We start from the raw sequence: 24,637 nt of genomic DNA, 5'->3' as shown, positions 1-24,637 counted from the left end.
TCCTCGAGGAACAGGATGCCGCGCACCTCGCCGTCCTCGCCGATCACCCTCGCCAGGTGCTGGCGGCTGCGGCGCAGCACGGCGAGCGCGTCCTCGAGCTCGGTGCCGGCCGAGACGCTCGCCAGCCGGCGGATGAACTTCGCGGGGATGGGCTCCTCGACCTCGTCGTCGTCGAGCTCGAGCACGTCCTTCAGGTGCAGGTAGCCCGTCGGGTTCCCGTCCGCGTCGACCAGCAGGTAGCGCGAGAAGCCGCTCTGCGCGACCGCGCGCTCGAGGTCGGCCGGGGTCGCACCCTCCTGCAGGGAGACGATCTCCCGCAGCGGCACGGTCACGTCGGCGACCTGCTTCTCCGTGAACTCGAACGCCGCGGTGAGGGTCCCGGAGGCGTCGTCGAGCGTGCCCTCGCGCCGCGAGGTCGCCACGATCGTCTCGACCTCGTCAAGGGTGAACGAGCTGTTCGCCTCGTCCTTCGGCTCGACACCGACGAGGCGCACGAGCGCGTTCGTCGTGCCGTTCAGGGCGAAGATCAGCGGCCGGAACACGCGCTCCACGAACACCAGCGGGGTCGCGAGCAGCAGCACGGCGCGGTCCGGCACGGAGAACGCGACGTTCTTCGGCACCATCTCGCCGAACACCACGTGCAGGAACGTGACGATCAGCAACGTCATCACGAACCCGACGATCTCGAGCGCCTCGGCCGAGAGCCCGGCGAGGTGCAGCGGCCCCTCGAGCAGGTCGTGGATCGCCGGCTCGCTGACGTTCAGGATCAGCAGCGACGCGACCGTGATGCCCAGCTGCGTCGTGGAGAGCATCAGGGTCGCGTGCTCCATGGCGCCGAGCGCGACGCGCGCGGAACGCCTCCCGTCCTCCGCCAGCGGCTCGATCTGCGAGCGCCGCGCGGAGATGACGGCGAACTCGCTCGCCACGAAGAACCCGTTGACCGCCAGCAGCACGATCAGCCAGCCGATACCCGCCCAGTCGTTCACGGTGTCACCACCGACGTCTCGACGCGGTTCGCGGGCGCCTCGGGATCGGCACGGAACCGGAGGCGGTCGATGCGGCGGCCGTCGAGCCGCAGCACCTCGAGGGTCCCCTGCTCGGTCCGCACGCTGTCCCCCACCCTCGGCAGCCGGCCGAGCTCGCTGACGACGAAGCCGGCGACCGTCTCGTAGAGCCCCGACTCCGGCACACGGAGGCCCGCCTGACGGCGCAGCTCGTCGGGCCGGAGGATGCCGGGGAACGTGAGCGAGTCGGTGCCGCGCACCACACCGGCGCGGGTGCGGTCGTGCTCGTCGACGAGATCGCCGACCAGCTCCTCCACGCAGTCCTCCAGCGTGGCGACGCCCGCCGTCCCGCCGTACTCGTCGAGCACGACCGCCATCTGGTAGCCGCGCCCGCGCAGCTCGCCGAGCAGGGCGTCGAGGGTCATGGTCTCCGGCACGCGCAGCGCCTCCGACTCCAGGGCGCCGACGGGCACGTCCGCCCGCCTGCCGCGCGGCACCGCCATCGCCTGCTTCACGTGCACGAGCCCCACGACGTCGTCGACCCCGTCGTCACCCGTGACGGGGAACCGCGAGAAGCCGGTGCGACGGGCCATCGTCAGCACGTCGTCGGCGGAGGCGGACCGCGCGATGGTGCTGAGGCGGGGCCGCGGCGTCATCACGTCGGCCGCGGTGTGGCCGGAGAAGGTGAGGGTGCGCTCGAGCAGGGTCGCGGTCTTGCTGTCGAGCGCGCCCTCGAGCGCGCTGCGCCGCACCAGCGAGGAGAGCTCCTGCGCGGTCCGCGCACCCGACAGCTCCTCCTTCGGCTCGATCCCGATCACGCGCATGACGCCGTTCGCCGAACCGTTCAGCACCCGGACCGCCGGCCGGAACACCGTCGTGAAGCCGGTCTGGAACGGCATCACGAACCGCGCGACCCGCATCGGGCCGGCGAGCGCGAGGTTCTTCGGCAGCAGCTCGCCGAGGATCATGCTGATCACGGTCGCGATCAGCAGGCCGAGGATCACGCCGATCGGGCCGAGCACCCCCTCCGGCACCCCGACCGCTCGCAGCGGCACGTCGATGAACGCGGACAGCGCCGGCTCGAACGTGTAGCCGGCCAGCAAGGTCGTCAGCGTGATGCCGAGCTGGGCGCTGGACAGGTGCGTCGAGGTGATCTTCAGGGCCGAGATCGTGAGGTCGAGGCCCTTCTCGCCGCCGCGCTGCCGCGACTCCAGGTCGGCGCGGTCGAGGTTGACGAGCGCGAACTCGGCCGCGACGAAGAGACCCGTGCCGAAGGTGAGCACGACACCGAGGCCGAGCAGGAGGAGGTCGATCCAGAGCATCTAGCGGACCGGAGGGCAGGGCGAATGATCGTCCATCAGGCGGGCGAGTCTACCGGCCGCCCCGTCGGCATCGACGCGTGCGGCATCCGTCCCACCCATCCGCATGGACGGCGGGCGTACCCTCGGTCCTGCGACTGCAGGGAGCGAAACGACGTGGGCGAAGAATCGGTAGCGAACCAAGTGACGGGTACCGAGGAGGGCGCCGCGACCGAGTTCGGCGCCAACGAGTGGCTGGTGGACGAGCTCTACGAGCGCTTCATGGCCGACAAGGACTCGGTCGACAAGTCCTGGTGGCCGGTGCTGCAGAGCTACCACCCCGTCGACTCGGACGCGGTGATCCACCCGCATCCGGAGGTCCAGGCGCCCGGGAGCGACGCGCCGGGCAACCTCCCCGAGGACACGACGCCGCGGGAGGCGCCCGCGGTCCCCGCTCCGGTCGCACCGGCACCCGCCGCCCAGGCGCCCGTCACTCAGGCGCCCGCCGCACCGCCGGCCGCGAAGCCCGCGCCGCAGGTGACCCCGGCGACGTCGACGAAGCCCGGTTCCGCCAGGCCGATCCCCGCCGACGCGCCCGCCCAGCGGGTGCAGTCCGGCGCGGCGAACGACGACACCGTCACGACGCTGCGCGGGATGGCGAAGGCCCTCGCGACGAACATGGACCTGTCGCTGTCGATCCCGACCGCGACGAGCGTCCGCACGATCCCGGCGAAGCTGATGATCGACAACCGGATCGTCATCAACAACAGCCTCCGCCGCGCTCGCGGCGGCAAGGTCAGCTTCACGCACCTGATCGGCTGGGCGCTGGTCAAGGCGCTGATGGAGTTCCCGAGCCAGAACGTGCACTACGCGGAGATCGACGGCAAGCCGTCCGTCGTGCAGCCCGGCCACATCAACCTCGGCCTCGCGATCGACATCCCGAAGCCGGACGGCACCCGCGCCCTGCTCGTGCCGTCGATCAAGCGCGCGGAGACGATGCACTTCGCGGAGTTCGTCGCCGCCTACGACGACCTCGTCGCGAAGGCGCGCGCGAACAAGCTCACCGTCGACGACTTCGGCGGCACCACCATCTCGCTGACCAACCCGGGCGGGATCGGCACGGTGCACTCCGTGCCGCGCCTCACGGTCGGCCAGGGCGCGATCATCGGCGCCGGCGCGCTCGAGTACCCCGCGCAGTTCCAGGGCGCGAGCGAGAAGACGCTGATCGACCTCGGCATCTCGAAGACGATCACGCTCACCTCCACCTACGACCACCGCGTCATCCAGGGCGCCGGGTCGGGCGAGTTCCTCCGGATCGTGCACCAGCTGCTGATCGGCGAGCAGCACTTCTACGAGGAGGTCTTCGCCGCGCTGCGGATCCCCTCCGACCCGATCCACTGGGCGCAGGACATCAACGTCGACCTCGCCGACCACGTGTCGAAGACGTCGCGGGTGCAGGAGCTGATCAACGCCTACCGGGTCCGCGGCCACCTGCTCGCCGACACCGATCCGCTCGTCTACCAGCAGCGGATGCACCCGGATCTCGACGTCCGCACGCACGGCCTGACCTTCTGGGACCTCGACCGCGACTTCGTGGTCGGCGGATTCGCCGGCAAGCGGTCCATGCACCTCCGCGACGTGCTCGGGCAGCTGCGCGACAGCTACTGCCGCACCGTCGGCATCGAGTACATGCACATCCAGGACCGCGATCAACGGACCTGGTTCCAGGAGGCGCTCGAGCGTCCCTACGCGAAGCCGACGCACTCCGAGCAGATGCGCATCCTGGGCAAGCTGAACCAGGCGGAGGCGTTCGAGACCTTCCTGCAGACGAAGTACGTCGGGCAGAAGCGGTTCAGCCTGGAGGGCTCCGAGAGCCTGATCTCGCTGCTCGACACCGTGCTGCAGCGGGCGACGGAGGAGGACGCGCTCGACTCCGCCGCGATCGGCATGGCGCACCGCGGGCGCCTCAACGTGCTCACGAACATCTGCGGCAAGACCTACGGCCAGATCTTCCGCGAGTTCGAGGGGACGCAGGACCCGAAGCTCGTGCAGGGCTCCGGCGACGTGAAGTATCACCTCGGCACCGAGGGCGAGTACGTGTCGGCCGTCGGCCACACGCTGCCCGTGACCCTCGCGGCGAACCCGTCTCACCTCGAGACCGTCGACGGCGTGCTCGAGGGCATCGTGCGCGCGAAGCAGGACCGCGACCCGATCGCGACGTATCGCGTGCTGCCGATCCTGATCCACGGCGACGCGGCGATGGCCGGTCAGGGCATCGTCGTCGAGACGCTGCAGATGTCGCAGCTGCGGGCGTACCGCACGGGCGGCACGGTGCACATCGTCGTGAACAACCAGATCGGGTTCACCACGCCGCCGTCCGACGGCCGCAGCTCGATCTACGCGACCGACGTCGCGAAGACGATCCAGGCGCCGATCTTCCACGTGAACGGCGACGACCCTGAGGCGGTCGCCCGGGTCGCCGAGCTGGCATTCGCGTACCGGCAGCGCTTCCACCGCGATGTCGTCGTCGACCTCGTCACCTACCGCCGCCGCGGGCACAACGAGGGCGACGACCCATCGATGACGCAGCCGGTGATGTACAACCTGGTCGAGGCGAAGCGCAGCGTCCGGAAGCTGTACACGGAGGCGCTCGTCGGCCGCGGCGACATCACGCAGGAGCTGTACGACGAGGCGCACCGCGACTTCCAGTCCCGCCTCGAGCAGGCGTTCCTCGAGACCCACGAGGCGCAGACCTCGAGCGTCCCGGTGATCGCGCCCGAGCCGGACGCGGACTCCGACCAGGTCGCCGACCTCGAGATGCCGTCCGCGCAGCGCGACGAGGGCAGCCCGGAGCAGCGTCCCGTCGACGCCGCGGTGCTGCAGCGCATCGGCGACCGGTTCGCGAACCCGCCGGAGGGCTTCACGGTCCACCCGAAGCTGCAGCCGCTGCTCGCGAAGCGCGCCGAGATGACCCGCACGGGCGGAATCGACTGGGCCTGGGGTGAGCTGCTCGCGTTCGGGACGCTGCTGCTCGACGGCACCCCCGTGCGCCTCGCCGGCCAGGACTCGGGCCGCGGCACGTTCGTGCAGCGCCACGCGGTGCTGCACGACCGGGAGACCGGTGCGGAGTGGACACCGCTGGCGCACCTCGACGACGAGCAGGCGAAGCTCTGGATCTACGACTCCCTGCTCAGCGAGTACGCGGCGCTCGGGTTCGAGTACGGGTACTCCGTCGAGCGTCCCGAGGTGCTCGTGGCGTGGGAGGCGCAGTTCGGCGACTTCGTCAACGGCGCGCAGATCATCATCGACGAGTACATCTCCGCGTCGGAGCAGAAGTGGGGTCAGCGCTCGAGCGTCGTGCTGCTGCTGCCCCACGGCTTCGACGGGCAGGGCCCCGACCACTCGTCGGCGCGGATCGAGCGCTTCCTGCAGCTCGCCGCGCAGGACAACATGACGATCGCGCAGCCGTCGACACCCGCGTCCTACTTCCACCTCCTGCGCCGCCAGGCCGTCGCCCGGCCGCGTCGCCCGCTGATCGTCTTCACGCCGAAGTCGATGCTGCGGCTGCGCAGCGCGACGAGCGCCGTGGAGGACTTCACCGAGGGCTCGTTCCGGCCCGTGATCGACGACGTCCGCATCGAGGACCCGTCGGCGGTGACCCGGGTCGTGCTGCACGCCGGCAAGATCCACTACGACCTGCTGGCGGAGGCGGACAAGCGGAACGATCTGACGACCGCGCTCGTGCGGGTGGAGCAGTACTACCCGGTGCCGCGGGCCGAGATCGCCGAGGTGCTCGGGCGGTACCCGACCGCCGAGGTCGTCTGGGCCCAGGACGAGCCGCTGAACCAGGGAGCGGCCCCGTTCGTGCAGCTCGAGATGCTGCGCGGCCGGTCCACCGACGGCCGGGACGTGCGCGTGGTCTCCCGCCCGTCGACCGCCTCACCGGCGGCCGGCTCGGCGAAGCGGCACCAGGCGGAGCAGGCCGATCTGGTCGAGCGCGTCTTCCAGCGCTGAGTCCCGACCGGTGGTCAGTGGGTGATCGCGAGTCGGAGGCTCGTGATCACCTGAAGGCGCAGCTCCTCCGGCGCGGCGTCCTTGCAGGCCCGCTGCACGGCTTCTGTCAGCACCATGCCGATGTGCGCCTCGTCTGAGCAGTCCCTGCACGTCGCCAGGTGCTCGGCGATGTCCACGTACTCGGAGGGGTCCAGTTCGTGGTGCAGGTACTCCTCGAGATCCTGCTTGGCCTTCGCGCAGCCGCAGTCCGTCATCGGTCTCAGACCCCTTTTCCGGCGGGGGTGGTGCGACGCGACACTGCGCCCATCGCGATCCCGCGTTCCTGTGCGTACTCGGTCAGCCGTTCGCGAAGCAGGCGGCGGCCGCGATGGAGGCGGCTCATCACCGTCCCGACGGGCGTGTGCATGATGTCGGCGATCTCCTGGTAGGAGAACCCCTCGACGTCGGCGAGGTACACGGCCATCCTGAAGTCCTCGGAGATCGACTGGAGCGCGTCCTTGACCGTCGAGTCCGGGAGGTGGTCGATCGCCTCCGCCTCGGCCGAGCGGGAGGTGCGCGATGTGGAGGTCGTGGACTGGGCATCGCCCAGCTGCCACTCCTCGAGATCGTCGGTGCTCGACTTGTAGGGGTCGCGCTGCTTCTTGCGATAGGTGTTGATGTAGGTGTTGGTCAGAATCCGGTAGAGCCAGGCCTTCAGGTTCGTGCCCTGCTGGTAGGACCGGAACGCGCCGAACGCCTTCCCGAACGTCTCCTGCACCAGATCCTGCGCATCGGCGGGGTTGCGAGTCATCCGCATCGCGGCGCCGTACAGCTGGTCGAGGAAGGGCAGCGCCTGCTCCTCGAACAGCGCCCGCAGCTGAGCCTGGTCGAGCGGGGCTGCCTCGACGGTTTCCTCCTCCGCGGTGGTCTGCTCCTCCGCGGCGTCGTCGGTCGCCTCGGCCTGCACCTCGTCGGCCTGCACCTCGGCCTCGACCTCGTCGGCTTCGGGGCGGACCGGCTCGGGCAGGGAGGACATGCCGCAGGAGTGTAGACGGGCCCGTGATCGGGACCCCCGGGACCGAGTGGGCAGGTCGGCGGCCAGGGCGGTCGGTGCGGTCACGGCTGCCCCTCTCTGACTCGTGGCTCGGACCTAGGCTGAAACCTGTGGCGCCCGCGACCTATTCCGCCGACGTCTGGCCGGCGCCGACCGCGCAGCGACCGCTCGAGGCGACGGTGCACCTGCCGGGCTCGAAGAGCATGACGAACCGCGAGCTGGTGCTCTCCGCACTCGCCGACGGCCCGTCCCGCCTGCGCGGAGCGCTCATCGCGCGCGACACCGAGCTGATGATCGCGGCGCTCGAAGCCCTCGGCGTCGGGATCGAGCGGCGCGACGACGCGGTGCTGGTGACGCCGGCGCCGCTCACCGGGGGGACCGCCGTCGATGTCGGGCTCGCAGGCACGCTGATGCGGTTCCTGCCGCCGGTCGCCGCGCTGGCGCAGGGCGACGTGCGGTTCGACGGCGACGAGCGCGCTCGGCTGCGCCCGATGGCCACGACGATCCTGTCCCTCCGGTCGCTCGGCGTGACGGTCGACGACGACGCTCGCGGCGCGCTGCCGTTCACGGTCCGCGGTGCGGGCGGCGTGCAGGGCGGCTCCGTGCAGCTCGACGCGTCCGGGTCGAGCCAGTTCGTGTCCGGCCTCCTGCTCTCCGGCGCGCGGTTCGACGACGGGTTGGAGGTGGAGCACCTCGGCGCCCGCCTGCCGTCGCTCCCCCACATCGGCATGACGGTCGATGCGCTCGTGCGTCGCGGGGTCGCAGCCGAGGCCGACGTCACGGACATGCACGCCCGGTGGCGGGTGCCGGCGCACCCGATCGCGGGCCGCGACCTCGTGCTCGAGCCGGACCTCTCCAACGCGGCACCGTTCCTCGCGGCCGCGCTGGTGGCAGGCGGGCGGGTGAGCGTGCCCGACTGGCCCGAGCAGACGACGCAGGTGGGCGACCGCCTCCGGGCGTGGCTGGCCGCGTTCGGCGGAGAGGTCGAGCTGCGCCGCGGCACGCTGACCGTCGCCGGGCGGGGTGTCGCGGCCGGCCCGCTCCACCCGGTCGATCTCGACCTCGGCGAGGGCGGCGAGCTCGCGCCGACGCTCGTGGGGCTCGCCGCGTTCGCGGGCGGCACCTCCACGTTCACCGGCATCGGCCACCTCCGAGGTCACGAGACCGACCGCCTGGCCGCCCTCGTGAGCGAGCTCGGCGCGGTCGGGATCGCGGCGGAGGAGACGGAGGACGGGCTCGTCGTGCACGGCGGGCGTCCTGGTGCCGGCGATCGGCCCTGGCGGAGCTACGCCGATCACCGCATGGCGACGACGGGTGCGCTGCTCGGGCTCGCGACGCCGGGGCTGGCGGTCGAGGACGTCGCGACGACGGCGAAGACCCTGCCCGGGTTCGTCGAGCTGTGGACGCGGATGCTCCCGTGAGCTGGATGACGGAGGAGGACGAGCCGTACGAGGACTACGACGAGTCCGACGTCCGGGTGCGCCCGAACCGGAAGGGCACGAGGGCGCGCACGAAGCAGCGGCCCGCTCACGAGGCGGCCGTGTCGGGCCGCGTGTTCGCGGTGGACCGCGGCCGGATGCAGGTCCTCGTCGACGAGGACGGCGACGACGAGCGCGCCGTGCTCGCGACCCGCGCCCGCGAGCTCGGCAAGGAGGGCGTCGTCGTCGGGGATCGGGTCGACATCGTCGGCGACCTGACCGGCGAGACGGGCTCCCTCGCCCGCATCGTGCGGATCACGCCGCGCGAGACGGTGCTGCGGCGCAGCGCGGACGACACCGACGAGGTCGAGCGGGTCATCGTCGCGAACGCGGACCAGCTGCTCACCGTCGTCGCGGCCGCGAACCCGGAGCCGCGGCCGGCGCTCATCGACCGGTACCTCGTGGCGGCGTTCGACGCGGACATCGCGCCGATCCTGCTGATCACGAAGACCGACCTCGCCGACCCGGCCGCGCTGATCGCCGAGTTCGCGCCGATCGACCTCGCGATCCTGACCACGGCGTTGGGCTCCGGGCTCGACGAGATCCGGGCAGCGCTGCTCGGCCACACGACCGTCGCCGTCGGGCACTCCGGCGTCGGCAAGTCGACGCTCGTCAACGCGCTCGTCCCCGACGCGCTGCGCGCCGTCGGCGACGTGAACGCGGTCACGGGGCGCGGGCGCCACACCTCCTCCTCCTCGGTCGCGCTGCGGCTCTACGCGACGGAGGAGGAGCGCGCGGCGGGCCTGCCGGCGGCGGGCTGGGTCATCGACACCCCGGGGATCCGCTCGTTCGGGCTCGGGCACGTCGACCCGGCCAACATCCTCCGGTCGTTCGCGGCGCGATCCCATCCGATCGCCGAGCCGCCGGGCGGCATCCGGCTCGCCGACGCGCACGACTGGGAGATCGTCGACCGCGTCGCCGCGGGCGAGCTCGGCGAGGCGGGCAAGCGCCGCCTGGAATCCCTCCAGAAGCTGCTCGACGCCCAGGGCGGCCGGATCATCGGCGCCGACGAGGCCTGACCGGACTCTCCGTTTTGTAGGCAGAACCTGCCTACAAAACGAAGAGTCGGGCGGAGACGGCGCGCAGGGCCGCGGCACCCGCGCCAGAACTCCTGAAAGATGAAGCTCGTGCTGGACCTCGCCGACGACCTCGCCCTCGCGCTCCGCCTCGCGGACGCCGCCGACGTGCAGAGCAGCGCTCGGTTCCGCGCCGCGGATCTGGCGGTCGAGACGAAACCGGATCGGACGCCCGTCACCGACGGGGACCAGGCGGTGGAGCGCGCGATCCGCGACATCCTGGCCACCGAGCGGCCGGACGACGCGATCCTCGGCGAGGAGTACGGCGGCGAGCGCGCCGACGGCCGGCAGTGGATCGTCGACCCGATCGACGGCACCACGAACTTCCTCCGCGGCCAGAGCGTCTGGGGCTCGCTGATCGCGCTCGCGATCGACGGGGAGCCCGTGATCGGTGTCGCCTCCGCGCCCGCACTCGGCCGCCGGTGGTGGGGTGCGATCGGGCAGGGCGCGTGGGCCGCGGCGCTGCCGGCGGGCGAGCCGGAGGCGATCGAGGTGTCCGGCGTCCGGCGTCTCGAGGACGCGTTCATCAGCTACAACGCGATCCAGGGCTGGGACGACGCCGGCTGGCTGGACCCGCTGCTGGCACTCACCCGAGCGTCGTGGCGGGCGCGGGCGCTCGGCGACTTCTGGGCCTACATGCTCGTCGCGGAGGGGCAGCTCGACATGGCGGGCGAGCACGACCTGAAGGTCTACGACATCGCGGCGCTGATCCCGATCGTCACGGAGGCGGGCGGGCGCTTCACCGCCCTCGACGGGACGGCCGGACCCTGGAGCGGCACCGCCCTCGCGACGAACGCGCTCGTGCACGACGAGGTGCTGCAGATCCTCTCCTCACATCTGCCCCCCTCCGCCCGTTGACCTGATGTGAGGGAACCCTTCGAGCGGATCGTCGCCGAGCACGGCGACGTCGTCTGGCGCGTCTGCCGCGGCCTGCTGCCAGAGCACGACGCGGAGGACGCGTGGAGCGAGACGTTCCTCGCCGCGTTGCACGCCTGGGACCGCTTCGAGGGCGACCGGGTGCGCGGCTGGCTCGCGACGATCGCGCACCGGAAGGCGCTCGACGTGCTGCGCGCCTCCGCCCGCATCGTGATCCCGGAGGAGGGCGTGCCCGACTCCCCGGTCCCCGAGCGCGGACGCGATCTCGACCTCTGGGCGGCACTGGCACGCCTGCCGGACGGTCAGCGCGCCGCGGTCGTCCACCATCACCTCGCCGGCCTGCCGTTCGACGAGGTCGCGCTCGTCACCGGGACCACCCCGGCCGCCGCGAGGAAGGCCGGCTCCGACGGCATCCGCACGCTCCGCACGCTGCTCGTCCTGGAGGACCGATGACCCTGCTCACGCCCCCGACCGACCCGGCCCTGCTGACCCGCCTCCACGAACGGCTCGAGTCCCGAGCGACGGAGCTCGACGTGCACTACCGGACCGTCGACTCCCCCGTCGGCACGCTGCTGATCGCGGCCACCGAGGTCGGGGTCGCGCGCGTCGCGTTCGAGCGGGAGGGGCTGGAGGCGGTGCTGCAGTCCCTCGCGGATCGGATCGGACCCCGGATCCTCCGCACGCCCGCGCGGCTGGACGACGCCGCCCGCTGGTTCGACGCCTACTTCGCCGGCGCGCACGACGCCTTCGGACTGCCGGTCGACACCCGTCTCGCCCGGGGGTTCCGGCTGGAGGTACTGGGCCGCCTCCGCGCCGTCCCCTACGGCGAGCGCGTCAGCTACGCGGCGCTCGCGGCGCGGACGTCCTCTCCGAACGCGGTCCGCGCGGTCGGCACGGCCTGCGCGACGAACCCGCTGCCGCTCGTGATCCCGTGCCACCGGGTCACCCGCTCCGACGGCACGGTCGGCGCCTACCTCGGCGGCCCGGAGACGAAGGTCCGCCTCCTCGCCCTCGAATCGACCGGCTCGCTCCCGGGCTGAGCACACAGCGGACGCCGGTCTCGCGTCCAGACGCGACCGCTGTGATGTCGGCATGCGCGCACTCACCTGGCAGGCCACCACGACCGTCTCGGTGGAGGAGGTACCGGATCCGACGATCCTGAAGCCGACCGACGCGATCATCCGTGTCACCTCCGCCGCGATCTGCGGCTCCGACATCCACCTCTTCGACCTGTTCGGCCCGTTCCTGAACAAGGGGGACGTGCTGGGCCACGAGACGATGGGCATCGTGGAGGAGGTCGGCGCCGGCGTGAACCGGGTCAAGGTCGGCGACCGGGTGGTCATCCCCTTCGTGATCGCGTGCGGCGCCTGCTTCATGTGCGACCGCGGGCTCCACTCCCAGTGCGAGACGACGCAGGTGCACGAGCACGGGACCGCTGCGGCGCTCTACGGCTACACCGAGCTCTACGGCGAGATCCCCGGCGGCCAGGCCGAGCGGCTGCGGGTGCCGCTCGCGGACTTCAACGCGACGGTGATCGGCACGGACCTGCCCGACCTGCGCTACCTCTTCCTGTCCGACATCCTCCCGACGGCATGGCAGGGCGTGCAGTACGCGGCGGTACCGGAGGGCGGGACGCTCGGCGTGCTCGGGCTCGGCCCGGTCGGCCAGTTCGCCGCCCGGATCGGCCGGTACCTCGGCTACCGCGTCGTCGCGACGGACCCGGTGCCCGAGCGCCGCGCGCTCGCGGCGAAGTGGGGCGCGGAGGTGTTCGACATCGACGGCGACGTCGTCGCGAAGCTGAAGGACGCCACAGACGGCCGCGGACCGGACGGCATCGTCGACGCGGTCGGCATGGAGTCGCACGGCCAGGGCGCGGTCGGCCTCGTGCAGAAGGCGGTCGGCCTGCTGCCCGATCCGATCGCGCAGGCGGCCATGACCACGGTCGGCGTCGACAAGCTCGTCGCGCTGAACACCGCCTACGACGCGGTCCGCCGAGGCGGGACGGTCTCTCTGTCCGGCGTCTACGTCGGGACGGCGGACCCGACGCCGCTGATGACGCTCTTCGACAAGCAGGTCAGCATCCGGATGGGCCAGTGCAACGTGCAGCGCTGGCTCGGCGACCTGCTGCCCCTGGTCGAGGACGACACCGACCCGCTTGGCACCATGGACCTCGTCACCCACGAGGTCGGGCTGAACGCGGCGCCCGAGATGTACGAGACCTTCCGCGACAAGAAGGACGGCTGCATCAAGGTGGTTCTCCACCCGTAACCGACGTCGCTCACGCTTCGTGCCGCCCGGCAGCGGGTCGGGCGGCACCAGGCGTGAGCACGTCGAGCTCGGCGAGCAGGGAGGTCGCGAGGTCGGCCGGGGTGCGGGTGGCGTCGAGGCGCAGCACCTCTGGGCCCCACGGCTCGGTCTGACGGATCAGCGCCTGCACCGCTGGCCACTCCGGCTCGGGGATGCGGGAGAACGGCCTCGTCCTCCCCTCCAGCCGTGCGCGGTGCAATTCGGGGTCGGCGATCGCGAGCACCGCCATCAGCAATCGGGCGCCGGTCGCATGCGCCGCTCGGGACCAGGTCTCGCGTGCCGGCGCGGAGTCGTTCACCGCATCTACGATCACGTCCTGCCCGATCGCGAGGTTCTGCTCCGCGGCGGCGCGGACGACCTCGTAGGCGGCGACGCCGGTGTCGGCGAACGCGATGCCGGAGGCGCGCATCGCCTCCTCGACGTCGTCGATGGACAGCCGCGCAGCCGGGTGGACCGCTGCAAGCGCGTCGCCCGCGCTGGATTTGCCGACGCCCGGAGGACCGGACAGCACGATGAGGACCGTCATAGTGCGGATCCTGCTCCTGCAGTGCGACAGTGACTCGGCGATTCGTGGAGATGGGGGGAATCGAACCCCCGTCCACTGCTGTGGAACCACGTTTTCTCCGGGCGCAGTCTGCGTGTGTCGTTCTACTCGGCCCCGATCCTTACCGCAGACGGACTGCGATCGACAGGCCCAGCCCTGGTTGAAGTCCCACGGTGCCCCAAGGCGGAGCATCCGCAGCAAGCCCCCTAGCTGACGCCGGCTACCGGGTCGGAGGCGACACCCGGGCCGACGGCGTCACACTGGCTTAGGCAGCGAGCGTGAACGCGGTGCGAGACTTACTGGCACCTGTTGTTTGCGTGCGTCGTTAACGAGATAAGCACGCATCCTCGGCCCGCTTTCCGTCGTTGAACAGGCAATGTCGAAACCGATCATCCCCTGGCGGAAACACGAAGCCACTGTCGCACTGTGGAGTTGTCACCCCTCTCGGGGCTCGACGAGTGTAACCACGACCGCCGACGTCGTGTTCCGATCCGATCGGTCGTGTCGGGTGCGAAGGGTCGCAGTGCGCGACCTTCACTCGCCGAGGTGCCGCCGCGACGACATCGCGCGCTGGGCCTCGCGGTTGTCCTGCCGCTCGCGGAGCGTCTGCCGCTTGTCGTACTCGCGCTTGCCCTTCGCGAGCGCGAGCTCGACCTTCGCGTTCCCGTCCGAGAAGTACAGCGACAGCGGCACGAGCGTGTAGCCGCCCTCCCGCACCTCGGAGTACAGCTTCAGGATCTGCTGCTTGTGCAGCAGCAGCTTCCTGGTCCGCCGCGGCGGGTGGTTCGTCCAGGTGCCCTGGTTGTACTCCGGGATGTGCACCGAGTCGAGGTACGCCTGCCCGTTGTCGATGTAGGCGTAGCCGTCGACGAGGGAGGCACGGCCCTGCCGCAGCGACTTCACCTCGGTGCCAGTCAGCACGAGGCCGGCCTCGTACGTGTCCTCGATGGTGTAGTCGTGGCGCGCGCGACGATTCGTGGCGACGACCTTGCGACCCTGCTCCCTGGGCATGCGACACCTCCTGAAGACCGTTCGACCTGCGATTCGCAGCCCGTCAGCCTACCGCCGCTCAGACCCGCAGATACCGCCTACACCCGGAGGTAGCGACTGATCGCGACGTTCGCGGAGACCGCGGCGAGCACGACCCCGGCGCCGATCAGGATCGGGACGACGACGATCGCCTCCGAGATCGTCACGAAGTTGATGTCGCGCTGCGCCGTCTGCAGGTAGCCCTGGATGAAGAACTGCACGATCCCGATCGTCGCGGCGGCGGCGAGCACCGATCCGATGAGCGACGCCAACACGCCCTCCAGGATGAACGGCGTCTGGATGAACCGGTTCGAGGCGCCGACCAGCCGCATGATGCCGATCTCCCGCCGTCGAGAGAACGCGGAGAGCCGGATCGTCGTCGAGATGAGCAGCGCCGCGGCGACGAGCATCAGCGCCGCGATGGTCGCAGCGGTGATGGAGGCGGTGTTCAGCACCGCGAAGATCTGGTCCAGCAGCCGTCGCTGGTCGGTGACCGCGTCGACCCCGGGCATGCCGCTGATCGCCTCGGAGATCACCGCAGACTGGTTCGGATCGTTGAGATTCACCCAGAACGCCTCGTTCAGGATGTCCGGCGTCACGTAATCGGCGACCGGATTGCCTTTGAACTGCTTCTTGAAGTTCGTGTAGGCGAGCTGGTGGTCCTCGAAGCGGAACGACTTCACGAAGGTCTTCACCGGGGCGCTGGAGAGCGCCGTCTTCACAGCCGCGATCTCGTCCGTCGTCGCGGCACTCGGGCAGTTCGAGTTCTGCACCGCGTCATTGCAGAGGTAGACCGCGACCTGCGCCTTGTCGTACCAGAAGCCCTTCATCTGGCCGATCTGCAGCTGCATCAGCGCCGCGACGCCGACGAAGGTGAGCGACACGAAGGTGACGAGCACGATCGAGACGACCATCGAGAAGTTGCGGCGGAGGCCGCTGCCGGCCTCGCTCAGCACCAGACCCAGCCTCATGAGGACGGCCCCACCTCGTCGTCGTGACCCGTCCTGCCGCGCAGGCCGAGCCCGGTGATGAAGTCGAGGTGATCGGGCAGCTGGTCGCGGTGCCGCGCGACACCGCGGAGGTCGCCGTCCCCCGTGGCGGCGAGATCCTCGTCGGTCAGGCCAGGCTCGGTCTGCGCGATCGGCACGGCGCCCGTCCCGGCGTGCTGCGCGGCGACCGGCGCGGCGAAGAACAGGGAGCGGCCGTCGGCGTCCGGCTGCTCGGCGGGCGGCGCGACGGGAGCGGCCCGCCATGGCGCGTGCTCGCCGGGCAGCAGCACCGGGCCGGTCTCGGCCCGCACCCAGATCGGAGCGGGCTGAGCGGCAGGAGCGGGCGGCGCGACGGGAGCCGGTGCGGACTCGACGGCGGGCTGCGCACCGGTCGCGGCAGCGGAGGACTGCTGCCCGCGCCTGGCCCAGAGCGGCACCGCGCCGTCGCGCTGCACCGGCGTCGCCGCGGTCGACAGCTTCGGCAGCTTGATCGAGCTGGTGACGTAGGTCGCCTCGTGCTCGTCGCGGATGATCCTGCCCTGCACCAGCTCGACGACGCGCTTCTGCGCCCGGTCGACGATGGTGACATCGTGGGTCGCCATCACGACGGTGGTGCCCTGCTGGTTGATGCGCTCGAGCACCTGCATGATGCCCTCGCTGGTGCGGGGGTCGAGGTTGCCGGTGGGCTCGTCGGCGAGCACGATCGACGGCCTGTTCACGACGGCGCGCGCGATCGCGACGCGCTGCTGCTCGCCTCCGGAGAGCTCGTTCGGGAAGTTCGCCGACTTCTCCGCGAGCCCGACCGTCTCGAGCACGTCCGGCACGGTGGTCTGGATGAAGCCCTTGGACTTGCCGATGACCTGCAGGGTGAACGCGACGTTGTCGTAGACCGTCTTGTTCGGCAGCAGCCGGAAGTCCTGGAAGACCACGCCGAGACTGCGCCGGAAGTACGGCACCTTGCGGGTGGAGATGGAGGTGAGGCGCTGGCCCAGCACGTGGATCTCGCCGGACGTCGGCTTCTCCTCCCGCAGCATCAGGCGCAGCAGGCTCGACTTGCCGCTGCCCGACGCACCCACCAGGAAGATGAACTCTCCGGCGCCGATCTCGAGCGTCACATCGTCCAGCGCGGGGCGCGGGGCGCCCCGGTATCGCTTGGTGACGGACTCGAATCGGATCATGACGGCAGCCACCATAGGTGCCCGACTCGCAGCCCCGGCTCCGACAGGCGAAGTCCATCGCCGACGTTCATGTTCCGCAGCGGCGTCCCTGCGACGTCGGAGGAACCCGCCGGAGCCCGCCCGCGCGGACCGATCCGGGTCAGGCCGTGCTCCGCTTCCGCCAGCGGATGCCGGCCGACAGGAAGCCGTCGAGCGCGCCGTCGAACACGCTCGAGGGGTTGCCCTCCTCGTGCTCGCTGCGCAGATCCTTGACCATCTGGTACGGCGCGAGCACGTAATTGCGGATCTGATCGCCCCAGCTCGCGGTGATGACCCCGGCGAGCTCCTTCTTCTTCGCCGCCTCCTCCTCCCGCTTCTGGATCAGGAGGCGGGACTGCAGCACCCGCATCGCGGCCGCCCGGTTCTGGATCTGGCTCTTCTCGTTCTGCATCGAGACGACGAGACCGGTCGGCAGGTGGGTGATGCGGACGGCGGAGTCGGTCGTGTTGACGCTCTGCCCGCCGGGACCGGAGGAGCGGAACACGTCGACGCGGATGTCGCTCTCCGGCACCTCGATCTCGCCGCTCTCCTCGAGCAGCGGGATCACCTCGACCGCCGCGAAGCTGGTCTGCCGCTTGCCCGCGGAGTTGAACGGGCTCATCCGCACGAGGCGGTGCGTCCCCGCCTCCACGGAGAGGTTGCCGAACGCGTACGGGGCGTCGATCTCGAAGGTCGCGGACTTGATGCCCGCCTCCTCCGCGTAGGAGGTGTCCATGACCGTGGCCGTGAACCCGTGCTGCTCCGCCCAGCGCAGGTACATCCGCATCAGCATCTCGGCGAAATCCGCGGCGTCGACACCGCCGGCGCCGGCGCGGATGGTGACGACCGCCGGCAGCGGGTCGTACTCGCCGTTCAGCAGCGTCTGCACCTCGAGCTCGCCGACGGTCCGCTCGACCGCCTTGAGCTCGGCCTCCACCTCCGTGGCGGACTCGGCGGCCTGCTCTTCGTCCGTCTCCGCGTCGACGAGCTCGGCCAGCACCTCGAGGTCGTCGAGCCTGGCCTCGACCCCGATGACGCGCGCGAGGTCCGACTGCGCATGGCTGAGCTCGCTCGTCACCTTCTGCGCGGCGTCCGTGTCGTCCCAGAGGTCGGGGGCGGATGCCTGCGCCTCGAGTTCGACGATGCGAGTGCGGAGCGCGTCCACGTCCACCACCGCGACCACGTCGCCGAGGGTGGAGCGGAGGGCCGCGATGCGGGGGCCGACGTCGAGTTGCACGGGCCGACAGCGTACTCGGCGGACGCGCGGAAGCGCGGGCGTACCGTGCTGGGCGATGACGACCGCCGGCAGCTTCCGTCTCGGATCGGTCGCGCTGCCCGTCTACCTCCCGAGCCTGCTGTTCGCGATCGGCGAGGGCGCGATCATCCCGATCATCCCCGTGGACGCCGTTCGGCTCGGCGGATCGCTCGCGCTGGCGGGCTTCGTATCGGCGCTGATCATGATCGGCACCCTGATCGGCGACATCCCGAGCGGCTGGATCGTGGCCAAGGTCGGTGAGCGCACCGCGATGCTCGGGTCCGCCGTCGCCGCGCTCGCCGGTCTGGTGCTCTGCCTCCTCGCGACCACACCGGCGGTGCTCGGACTCGGGGTGCTGCTGATCGGCATCGCGACCGCATCGTTCGCGCTCGCCCGCCAGGCGTTCATGACCACCTTCGTCCCCGTCTCCCACCGGGCGAGGGCGCTGTCGCTGCTCGGCGGGATGTTCCGCGCCGGCTACTTCCTCGGCCCGTTCCTCGCCGCGCTGGTGATCGGCATCACCGGGAGCACGCGGGCCGTCTTCCTGGTCGACGTCGTCGCCTGCGTGCTGGTCGCGATCATCCTGCTGGTGCTGCCCGACCCCGCCGCGGCGCTGGCCGAGCGCCGCTCCGCCCTGCAGACACCGACCGCGGCGATCCGCATCGTGGAGGGGGATGTGGTGCGGGAGGGGCTGTTCCGGACGATCGGCCGGCACCGGAAGGTGCTGGCGCGGATGGGGCTCGGCGCAGCACTGATCGGCGGGCTGCGATCGAGCCGGCAGGTGATCCTGCCGCTGGCCGGGGTGAGCCTCGGCCTGCAGGAGGGCTCGATCGCGCTGATCATCGGCATTGCCGGCGCCGTGGACCTCGCGCTGTTCTTCACCAGCGGGCAGATCATGGACCGGTTCGGCCGGCTGTGGAGCGCTGTGCCATCGATGATCGGGCTGGGACTCGGGCACATCGCGCTCGCGGTCGTCGTCGGGCTCGCGCTCGCCACAGGCGGATCCGGCGCGGCCACCTGGTTCGTCGCCGTCGCGATCGCGATGTCGCTCGCGAACGGTATCGGCAGCGGCATCCTGATGACCTTCGGCGCTGATCTCGCACCGCGGCACGACCCGGCACCGTTCCTGGGCGCCTACCGGTTCACGGGCGACGTCGGCAACGCCTCCGCGCCGCTGGCGCTCTCCGCGCTCACGGCCGTGTTCTCGCTCTCCGTCGCGGCCGCGACGCTCGGCGTGGTCGGGCTGCTCGGCGCCGGCCTGCTCGCCCGCTGGGTGCCCCGCTTCATCCCGCGCCCGGCCCGACCCTCCGTTTTGTAGGAAGGACCTTCCTACACAACGGAGCGTCGTCAGCGGAAGCGGGCTGCCGCGGTCGAGGTGACCGTGACCGGGAGGCCGTCCGGCAGCAGCGGGCCGACCAGCGGAGGGCGCCAGGTCGCCCGCAGCTCGACCGTGGCGCCGCGGCCGTCGGCGGTGGCGGCCTGGACGACCGTCAGGTCCTCGAGTCCAGGAGCCGCCGCGTCCGCGACGTAGGCGTCGACCGCCTCCCGGACCGCGGAGGAGGTCAGCGCCGGGATCACCTCGTTCCCGCTGACCGAGACGTCGGCGACGCGGAACGACTCCGCGCCCGCGAGCGCCGCGCCGTCCGCGACGGTCAGCAGCCGGAGGCGGTCGAGGTGCAGGCTCGTCGCTCCAGCGGCGATCACGACGAACGCGAGGGCGATCGCGAACAGGCCGACGATCAACGGGACCGCTGCGCCCTCCTCCTGCCGCCTCATCGGGCGATCGCGAACATCGAGACGCGCTGGACGGACCGCGCCTCGATCGGGATCGCGCCGGGTGCGCCCAGCCCGAGCGCCGGCGGCAGCAGCGGAAGCGCCACGGCGACCCGCACCCGCACGTCGACCGTGCCGCGCGCCGTGATGCAGTCGCCGGGGTCGGGCACGCAGCGCACCTCGACGCCGGCCGCGGAGGGGTCGACGTGCCAGTCGGCGAGCGCCACGGTCGCCGCCGCGTCGGCCGCGCGCCGTCCCTCGGCGTCGGTCGCCGCGAGCGCGATGCTCCTGGCAACCTGTCGCGCAGCGCCCTCCGCGGCGAACGACGCGCCCTGGAGGGCCGCGATGGTCAGCACGAGGTAGACGAGCGGGACGAGCAGCAGCACGCCGAGCACGAGCACCTCGACCGCTGCGGATCCGTCGTCAGGGCTCGGGTTCGAGTGCGGCATGCCCGGTCACCTCGATCGCGGCCGGCGGCCCGAACAGGCCGATGACGGGCAGCGGGATCCGCGCGCTGACCACGGTCGCGGGCTGCTGCTGCCACACGGTCCTCGACGCCATGACGCCGGACGCGTACGCAGGACCGAGGCTGTCCGTGAGCACCTGCTGCGCCCGGGCGACGCCGTCCGCATCCGAGTTGCCGACGATCGCGGACCACCTCGCCCCCTCCGCGACGGCGTCGAGCGCGGTGTTCCGGACGAGCAGGACCGCGCCGACCTGCAGCACGCCGAGCACCAGCGCGAGCAGGAGGACCGTCGTCATCACGAACTCGGCGGGCGCGCTGCCGCGCTCCGCCGCGTCGTTCACAGGCCGGGGTTCACAAGCCACTGACGCTCGTGATCGCCTGGTTGAACAGCCCGGTGAGCGCCGGCCCTGCGACACCCCAGAGCAGCACGACGAGACCGGCGGTCATCATCGTGACGAGCACCCAGCCGGGCACGTCGCCGCGCTCGGGGTCGTCATCGACGACCAGGTCGGTTCGGGGAAACGTGGGCTGCGTCCGCATCGGGGCCTCCATGGGTAGCGACGTCGCGCCAGTGTGACGATTTCGCAGCTATGGCGTCGAAAGTTGTCCACAGGGGTCAGCGGACCAGACTGGGCATGTGCCGAGTTCCCTCGTCGAAGTTCGCCGTCAGTACAGCCCAGCGGACGAAGCCGCGATCATCGACGCGGTCCATAACGCGCTCGTCGCGAGCTTCAGAATTCCTCCAGGCGACAAGCATGTTCGCCTCGTCGCGCACGAGCCGCACCGCTTTGCGACTGCCCCGCATCTGACTCAGCCCGAGTTCTACACGCTCGTGACCATCGACTGCTTCATCGGCCGCTCGATCGATGCCAAGCGGAACCTCTACCGCGAGATCGTGAGTCGGCTCGATCGGTTCGGTGTGCCGAAGGACCACGTCACGATTGTGTTGCGCGAGAGCCCAGCAGAGAACTGGGGCATCGGAGGCGGGCAGGCCGCATCCGACACCGATCTTGGTTTCGACGTCAACGTCTGATCGTGTCCTGCGTGAGGCCTCGGACCAGCTGTCGTGATGCTCGCCTGCGACCGGACCGCACTGCACCGATCCTGATCGGCCGAGTACGCCTCAGAGGTCATCGAGACCGAGGCCGCCCGTTTACCCGACCGTGCAGGCGATCGCCGAGGGTCTCGGCGGCGAGGTCGACGTGACCTCGCTCCCGCTCCACTGGAGCGACGGATTCTCCGAGGCGTACTCGTCGAGGAGTCGCGGGCACGAGGGGTGACGGAATTGCAGTTCTTCGCAGCCCGCGAGCGGCGAGCAGTTGACGAACGGAACGGATTTCAGGCACGGTCCTCCGACGGCCCAGACAAGGACCTCGCCTGATCGGACCGATGACCTTCCTGCGTCAGGCCCAAGGCTGGAAGCTCAGAGCTGCGTCTGCAGCACCAGGATCCCCGGGAACACCGCGAAGGCCACGGTCACCGGGAGGATCAGGAAGACGAGCGGGACCATCATCCCGATCTCCTTCTTCCCCGCCGCCTCGAGCAGGCCGCGGCGGGCGTGATCGCGGGCGTCGGAGGCCTGGACACGCAGCACCTCAGCGAGCGGTGAGCCGCGCTCGAGGGCCGCGACCAGGTGGGTCAGGCTCCGCGTGAGCGAGGGGATCTGCAGCTCGTCGGCCAGCGCCGTCAGCGCGACCGGGAGGGATACCCCGACCGCGGACTCGTCGACGACGCGTTGCATCAGGTCCGCCAGCGTGCCCGAGCCGACGCGCGCGACCCGGCGCAGCGCGTCGCGGACCCCCTCCCCCGCGCTCAGGCTCAGCGCGAGGAACTCGAGCACCGTCGGCAGCTCGCTATCGATCCGCGCGGCGCGACGCGTGCCCTCCGCGATCAGGAGGCGGTCCCTCAGGAGCGGGCCGAGCATCACCCCGACGACCGGTGCCGCGACGAGTGCCGCGGGGCTGCCGTTCGCGGCCGCCAGCGCACCGAGCGCGGTACCGGCGAGTCCGCCGCCGACTGCCCAGAGCAGCTGCCGCAGCCGGTACCCCTCCACGGTCCAGGTCCTGCCCGCCCGGGCGATGCGCACCGCGGCGCCGCCCGAGCTGCCGAGCAGAGCGCCGAACGCGCGTTGGAACACCTCGAGCGCCGGTGTGGCCATCAGGCCGAGCACGGGGACGGGATCGACGACCGTGGGTCGCTGCAGGCGGCGCGCCTCGGCGGACACGTCGAGGAGGTAGGGCGCGATCCGGGTCGCGAGGCGCGGCCGGCCGAGCGCCGGGAGGCGGGTGCTGACGCTCCAGAATCCGACGCCCGCGGTGAGGCCGAGCGCGAGGGCGAGCCACAGCTCGGGCGTCACCGGAACCACCGTCGGTCCTCGGGCAGCCGCCCGATGGCGAGCATGACCCGGTAGGCGACGAGCGTGACGACGGCCGCGGCCAGCAGCAGCAGCGTGCCCTGCGGCGTCGCGTACGCCTGCGCCGCCTCCGGTCTGGTGCAGAGCAGCCCGAGCACGATCCACGGCGCCGCGAGCCCGAGCTTGCCGGCGTTCGTGACCCAGCTCTGCCGCGCCTCCACCTCCGCGCGCAGGGCGAGATCCTGCCGGAGGTGGATCGCCAGGTCCCGCAGCACGCTCGGCAGCTCGGTGCCGCCGACCTCCCGCGCCATCCGCAGCACCTCGATCAGGCGGTCGGAGGTGGGGTCGGCGAAGTGCTGCTTCAGGTCGTCGAGCGCAGGGCCGACCGTGCCCGTTCGCCGCCACCGGTCCTCGAAGCGGCGGAACCCGGGCCGCAGCGGGGCGGGGCCGCGCTCCGACAGCGATGCGAGCGCGTCGGGCAGCGGCATGCCGGCGCGGATGGCGGCGACGAGGTGGTCGACGACCTCGGGCCAGAGGCCGCGGGCCGCATGCTGCCGGCTCCGGGCGCGCCATCCGGCCACCGTCCACGGGGCGAGGGCGCCGACGATCAGCGTCAGCACGGCGACCGCGGTCAAACCGGTGAGTGCGAGCACCACTGCGGCGCCGGCCAGCCCGATCACGAACGACATCGCGACGAAGACGCCGGGCGCCGTGCCGGGGAACCCCGCGCGCCCGAGGCGGTCCTCGACGGACGACGACCAGCGGTTCGAAGCGGGGACCACCCGGGTGCGCCGCGGCCACAGCCACGGCGATGCCACGAGTACGACCCCGGTGCCGCCGACCGCGCCGAGCAGCGGGATCACGCGGCGCTCCCGACCAGCCGAGCCGGGTCGAGCCCCACGGCGAGGAACTTCTCCTGCTTCGGCGGCAAGCCGCCCGTCGCCCGGAGGACGTCGCCGTCGAGCGCGAACAGCCGCGTCGCCTCGATCACCCCGCCCTCGACGGCGGGAGCGCTGAGGGCCCCGGTCGGCGCAAGGATCTCCTTCACCCGCCGCCGCCCGCTGCGCTGCAGCTCGCAGTGCACGACGAGGTCGACCGCGGACGCCACCGTCGGCACGACGAACCCGGCGTCGATGTTCCTGCCCGCCAGCAGCGGCAGCGTGCAGAGCTTCACGAGCGCGTCCCGCGCCGAGTTCGCATGGATGCTGCACGCCCCCGGGACACCGCTGTTCAGCGCGATCAGCAGGTCCAGCGCCTCCGCCTCCCGCACCTCGCCGACGACGATGCGGTCCGGCCGCATGCGCAGCGCCTCCTTGATCAGGCGCCGCAGGGTGATCTCGCCCGTCCCTTCGAGGCTCGGCTGCCGGCACTGCATCGCGACCGCGTCGCGGCCGGGCAGCTTCAGCTCGAAGGTCTCCTCCACCGTCACGACCCGGTCCGTCGGCCTGCCGGCGGCGAGCAGCGCGTTCAGCATCGTGGTCTTTACCACCTGTCGCGTTTGACACCAGTGGCAGCGAAGCTGACGCTCTGAAGACCAGACAGACAGAAGCTTGCGGAACTACTGATCATTGCGGAATTTGGGGTCCGTGCAGTCGCCACGACACACGGTGGTTGCAAACCCCAGACCTCTCGAAATTTCAATCCGCGGGTCGTGGGTTAGAGCCCCACGGGGCCCACCCGTAACTACGCGGATCGCGGCCGATCGGCCTAGGCGCTGGCACGACAGATCCCAGCCAAACCCCGCGGCTCCGGCTTGACGATGTCCCCCGCCTGACGGACAATCGGGGTACAGCAGCAGCAAAACCCCTAATGCGTCGAGAGCCTCTGAGTGCCGGTACGCGCTGCAGGAGCCGATTCAAACGAACAGAGCGACAGTGGCCACCGAACGGCTGCTCCTCCGGCCCGAGCGGAATCAGGAGCAGAACGCGGTGACCCCTCCACCAGTC

General features: G+C 71.3%; 24 protein-coding genes, 1 other RNA gene and 1 pseudogene. 9 read left to right on the top strand and 17 right to left on the bottom strand.

The features are described from left to right. Together ACFE67_RS00385 and ACFE67_RS00380 are read right to left on the bottom strand one after the other, a co-directional pair. On the bottom strand, positions 1 to 986 hold a 986-nt coding region (locus tag ACFE67_RS00385; RefSeq protein WP_375404887.1), incomplete at its 3' end, for a hemolysin family protein. Beyond that, on the bottom strand, positions 983 to 2,326 hold the full coding sequence (locus ACFE67_RS00380) for a hemolysin family protein (protein ID WP_375404886.1): 1,344 nt from the start codon (positions 2,324 to 2,326) through the stop codon (positions 983 to 985). The genes ACFE67_RS00385 and ACFE67_RS00380, both read right to left, overlap by 4 nt. Before the next feature lie 180 nt (positions 2,327 to 2,506). Between ACFE67_RS00380 and ACFE67_RS00375 the strand changes: the two genes are divergently transcribed. Next, on the top strand, positions 2,507 to 6,316 hold the full coding sequence (locus ACFE67_RS00375) for a multifunctional oxoglutarate decarboxylase/oxoglutarate dehydrogenase thiamine pyrophosphate-binding subunit/dihydrolipoyllysine-residue succinyltransferase subunit (RefSeq protein ID WP_375404885.1): 3,810 nt from the start codon (positions 2,507 to 2,509) through the stop codon (positions 6,314 to 6,316). A 14-nt stretch (positions 6,317 to 6,330) separates the two neighbouring features. Here ACFE67_RS00375 and ACFE67_RS00370 read toward each other — a convergent pair whose 3' ends face one another. Both ACFE67_RS00370 and ACFE67_RS00365 read right to left on the bottom strand, forming a co-directional pair. Then, positions 6,331 to 6,570: a zf-HC2 domain-containing protein gene (locus tag ACFE67_RS00370; protein WP_375404884.1), complete on the bottom strand. Its 240-nt coding sequence runs from the start codon at positions 6,568 to 6,570 to the stop codon at positions 6,331 to 6,333. Between the two features lie 5 nt (positions 6,571 to 6,575). Continuing rightward, positions 6,576 to 7,331 (bottom strand): sigma-70 family RNA polymerase sigma factor, encoded by a 756-nt coding sequence (locus tag ACFE67_RS00365; RefSeq protein WP_375404883.1) that lies wholly within the window; start codon positions 7,329 to 7,331, stop codon positions 6,576 to 6,578. A 128-nt stretch (positions 7,332 to 7,459) separates the two neighbouring features. Here ACFE67_RS00365 and aroA point away from each other — a divergent pair, with 128 nt between their 5' ends. From aroA to ACFE67_RS00335, 6 genes are all read left to right on the top strand, one after another. Beyond that, on the top strand, positions 7,460 to 8,770 hold the full coding sequence (aroA, locus tag ACFE67_RS00360) for a 3-phosphoshikimate 1-carboxyvinyltransferase (protein WP_375404882.1): 1,311 nt from the start codon (positions 7,460 to 7,462) through the stop codon (positions 8,768 to 8,770). Next, positions 8,767 to 9,846: a ribosome small subunit-dependent GTPase A gene (gene rsgA / locus ACFE67_RS00355; protein ID WP_375404881.1), complete on the top strand. Its 1,080-nt coding sequence runs from the start codon at positions 8,767 to 8,769 to the stop codon at positions 9,844 to 9,846. The genes aroA and rsgA overlap by 4 nt, the downstream gene beginning before the upstream one ends. 99 nt (positions 9,847 to 9,945) lie before the next feature. Next, a complete protein-coding gene (locus tag ACFE67_RS00350; protein WP_375404880.1) occupies positions 9,946 to 10,761 on the top strand; it encodes an inositol monophosphatase family protein in 816 nt (271 codons plus the stop codon). A gap of 6 nt (positions 10,762 to 10,767) precedes the next feature. Next, positions 10,768 to 11,232 carry an RNA polymerase sigma factor gene (locus ACFE67_RS00345; protein ID WP_375404879.1) on the top strand — a complete coding sequence of 155 codons (465 nt, stop codon included), beginning with the start codon at positions 10,768 to 10,770 and terminating at the stop codon, positions 11,230 to 11,232. Beyond that, a complete protein-coding gene (locus ACFE67_RS00340) occupies positions 11,229 to 11,819 on the top strand; it encodes a methylated-DNA--[protein]-cysteine S-methyltransferase (RefSeq protein ID WP_375404878.1) in 591 nt (196 codons plus the stop codon). Before ACFE67_RS00345 ends, ACFE67_RS00340 begins: the two co-directional genes overlap by 4 nt. Positions 11,820 to 11,871: 52 nt before the next feature. Continuing rightward, positions 11,872 to 13,047, top strand: a complete 1,176-nt coding sequence (locus ACFE67_RS00335) for an alcohol dehydrogenase catalytic domain-containing protein (RefSeq protein ID WP_375404877.1) — start codon at positions 11,872 to 11,874, stop codon at positions 13,045 to 13,047. Between the two features lie 10 nt (positions 13,048 to 13,057). Here the strand turns inward: ACFE67_RS00335 and ACFE67_RS00330 are convergent, their stop codons facing one another. The 6 genes from ACFE67_RS00330 to prfB form a co-directional block, all read right to left on the bottom strand. Further along, positions 13,058 to 13,612 (bottom strand): AAA family ATPase, encoded by a 555-nt coding sequence (locus ACFE67_RS00330; RefSeq protein ID WP_375404876.1) that lies wholly within the window; start codon positions 13,610 to 13,612, stop codon positions 13,058 to 13,060. A gap of 42 nt (positions 13,613 to 13,654) precedes the next feature. Then, positions 13,655 to 14,027, bottom strand: a transfer-messenger RNA (tmRNA) gene (gene ssrA / locus ACFE67_RS00325). 137 nt (positions 14,028 to 14,164) lie between these two features. Next, a complete protein-coding gene (gene smpB / locus ACFE67_RS00320) occupies positions 14,165 to 14,641 on the bottom strand; it encodes an SsrA-binding protein SmpB (RefSeq protein ID WP_375404875.1) in 477 nt (158 codons plus the stop codon). Positions 14,642 to 14,718: 77 nt separating this feature from the next. Then, the gene (gene ftsX, locus ACFE67_RS00315) at positions 14,719 to 15,630 is read right to left on the bottom strand and encodes a permease-like cell division protein FtsX (RefSeq protein WP_375404874.1); all 912 of its coding nucleotides are present in this window, start codon (positions 15,628 to 15,630) and stop codon (positions 14,719 to 14,721) included. Further along, positions 15,627 to 16,826 carry a cell division ATP-binding protein FtsE gene (gene ftsE / locus ACFE67_RS00310; RefSeq protein WP_375404873.1) on the bottom strand — a complete coding sequence of 400 codons (1,200 nt, stop codon included), beginning with the start codon at positions 16,824 to 16,826 and terminating at the stop codon, positions 15,627 to 15,629. The genes ftsX and ftsE overlap by 4 nt, the downstream gene beginning before the upstream one ends. Positions 16,827 to 16,965: 139 nt before the next feature. Then, positions 16,966 to 18,081 carry a peptide chain release factor 2 gene (gene prfB / locus ACFE67_RS00305; RefSeq protein WP_375404872.1) on the bottom strand — a complete coding sequence of 372 codons (1,116 nt, stop codon included), beginning with the start codon at positions 18,079 to 18,081 and terminating at the stop codon, positions 16,966 to 16,968. A gap of 55 nt (positions 18,082 to 18,136) precedes the next feature. Between prfB and ACFE67_RS00300 the strand changes: the two genes are divergently transcribed. Continuing rightward, positions 18,137 to 19,417 carry an MFS transporter gene (locus ACFE67_RS00300; RefSeq protein ID WP_375404871.1) on the top strand — a complete coding sequence of 427 codons (1,281 nt, stop codon included), beginning with the start codon at positions 18,137 to 18,139 and terminating at the stop codon, positions 19,415 to 19,417. A 29-nt stretch (positions 19,418 to 19,446) separates the two neighbouring features. On the opposite strand, the gene ACFE67_RS00295 is transcribed toward ACFE67_RS00300, so the two are convergent. From ACFE67_RS00295 to ACFE67_RS00280, 4 genes are read right to left on the bottom strand one after another with little or no spacing between them, the layout of a single operon-like run. Then, entirely contained in the window at positions 19,447 to 19,875 is a 429-nt protein-coding gene (locus ACFE67_RS00295) for a hypothetical protein (protein ID WP_375404870.1), read from the bottom strand. Then, positions 19,872 to 20,321, bottom strand: coding sequence for a hypothetical protein (locus ACFE67_RS00290; RefSeq protein WP_375404869.1), 450 nt, complete (start codon positions 20,319 to 20,321; stop codon positions 19,872 to 19,874). Before ACFE67_RS00290 ends, ACFE67_RS00295 begins: the two co-directional genes overlap by 4 nt. Next, positions 20,296 to 20,679 (bottom strand): TadE/TadG family type IV pilus assembly protein, encoded by a 384-nt coding sequence (locus ACFE67_RS00285; RefSeq protein ID WP_375404868.1) that lies wholly within the window; start codon positions 20,677 to 20,679, stop codon positions 20,296 to 20,298. Before ACFE67_RS00285 ends, ACFE67_RS00290 begins: the two co-directional genes overlap by 26 nt. Positions 20,680 to 20,689: 10 nt before the next feature. Next, on the bottom strand, positions 20,690 to 20,878 hold the full coding sequence (locus ACFE67_RS00280) for a hypothetical protein (RefSeq protein WP_375404867.1): 189 nt from the start codon (positions 20,876 to 20,878) through the stop codon (positions 20,690 to 20,692). Positions 20,879 to 20,975: 97 nt separating this feature from the next. Here ACFE67_RS00280 and ACFE67_RS00275 point away from each other — a divergent pair, with 97 nt between their 5' ends. After that, positions 20,976 to 21,371: a tautomerase family protein gene (locus ACFE67_RS00275; RefSeq protein ID WP_375404866.1), complete on the top strand. Its 396-nt coding sequence runs from the start codon at positions 20,976 to 20,978 to the stop codon at positions 21,369 to 21,371. 390 nt (positions 21,372 to 21,761) lie between these two features. Here ACFE67_RS00275 and ACFE67_RS00270 read toward each other — a convergent pair whose 3' ends face one another. From ACFE67_RS00270 to ACFE67_RS00260, 3 genes and pseudogenes are all read right to left on the bottom strand, one after another. Next, the gene (locus ACFE67_RS00270; protein WP_375404865.1) at positions 21,762 to 22,694 is read right to left on the bottom strand and encodes a type II secretion system F family protein; all 933 of its coding nucleotides are present in this window, start codon (positions 22,692 to 22,694) and stop codon (positions 21,762 to 21,764) included. Next, entirely contained in the window at positions 22,691 to 23,554 is an 864-nt protein-coding gene (locus tag ACFE67_RS00265; RefSeq protein ID WP_375404864.1) for a type II secretion system F family protein, read from the bottom strand. The genes ACFE67_RS00270 and ACFE67_RS00265 overlap by 4 nt, the downstream gene beginning before the upstream one ends. Continuing rightward, positions 23,551 to 24,174: pseudogene (locus ACFE67_RS00260) on the bottom strand (ATPase, T2SS/T4P/T4SS family); the annotation flags it as partial. The gene ACFE67_RS00265 and the pseudogene ACFE67_RS00260, both read right to left, overlap by 4 nt. Positions 24,175 to 24,637 lie beyond the last annotated feature (463 nt).

The sequence above is a fragment of the uncultured Amnibacterium sp. genome (assembly GCF_964244015.1).
GTDB lineage: Bacteria > Actinomycetota > Actinomycetes > Actinomycetales > Microbacteriaceae > Amnibacterium.
This window is presented reverse-complemented; position numbering and strand designations above follow the sequence as displayed.

Bases quoted from the DNA above. Each gene is read 5' to 3' on its own strand.
- ACFE67_RS00300 (WP_375404871.1), top strand. From the start codon at position 18,137: ATGACGACCGCCGGCAGCTTCCGTCTCGGATCGGTCGCGCTGCCCGTC.
- smpB (WP_375404875.1), bottom strand. From the start codon at position 14,641: ATGCCCAGGGAGCAGGGTCGCAAGGTCGTCGCCACGAATCGTCGCGCG.
- ACFE67_RS00350 (WP_375404880.1), top strand. From the start codon at position 9,946: ATGAAGCTCGTGCTGGACCTCGCCGACGACCTCGCCCTCGCGCTCCGC.
- ftsE (WP_375404873.1), bottom strand. From the start codon at position 16,826: ATGATCCGATTCGAGTCCGTCACCAAGCGATACCGGGGCGCCCCGCGC.
- ACFE67_RS00295 (WP_375404870.1), bottom strand. From the start codon at position 19,875: ATGAGGCGGCAGGAGGAGGGCGCAGCGGTCCCGTTGATCGTCGGCCTG.
- ACFE67_RS00365 (WP_375404883.1), bottom strand. From the start codon at position 7,331: ATGTCCTCCCTGCCCGAGCCGGTCCGCCCCGAAGCCGACGAGGTCGAG.
- ACFE67_RS00370 (WP_375404884.1), bottom strand. From the start codon at position 6,570: ATGACGGACTGCGGCTGCGCGAAGGCCAAGCAGGATCTCGAGGAGTAC.
- ACFE67_RS00290 (WP_375404869.1), bottom strand. From the start codon at position 20,321: ATGCCGCACTCGAACCCGAGCCCTGACGACGGATCCGCAGCGGTCGAG.
- ACFE67_RS00340 (WP_375404878.1), top strand. From the start codon at position 11,229: ATGACCCTGCTCACGCCCCCGACCGACCCGGCCCTGCTGACCCGCCTC.
- ACFE67_RS00330 (WP_375404876.1), bottom strand. From the start codon at position 13,612: ATGACGGTCCTCATCGTGCTGTCCGGTCCTCCGGGCGTCGGCAAATCC.
- ACFE67_RS00280 (WP_375404867.1), bottom strand. From the start codon at position 20,878: ATGCGGACGCAGCCCACGTTTCCCCGAACCGACCTGGTCGTCGATGAC.
- ACFE67_RS00335 (WP_375404877.1), top strand. From the start codon at position 11,872: ATGCGCGCACTCACCTGGCAGGCCACCACGACCGTCTCGGTGGAGGAG.
- ftsX (WP_375404874.1), bottom strand. From the start codon at position 15,630: ATGAGGCTGGGTCTGGTGCTGAGCGAGGCCGGCAGCGGCCTCCGCCGC.
- ACFE67_RS00380 (WP_375404886.1), bottom strand. From the start codon at position 2,326: ATGCTCTGGATCGACCTCCTCCTGCTCGGCCTCGGTGTCGTGCTCACC.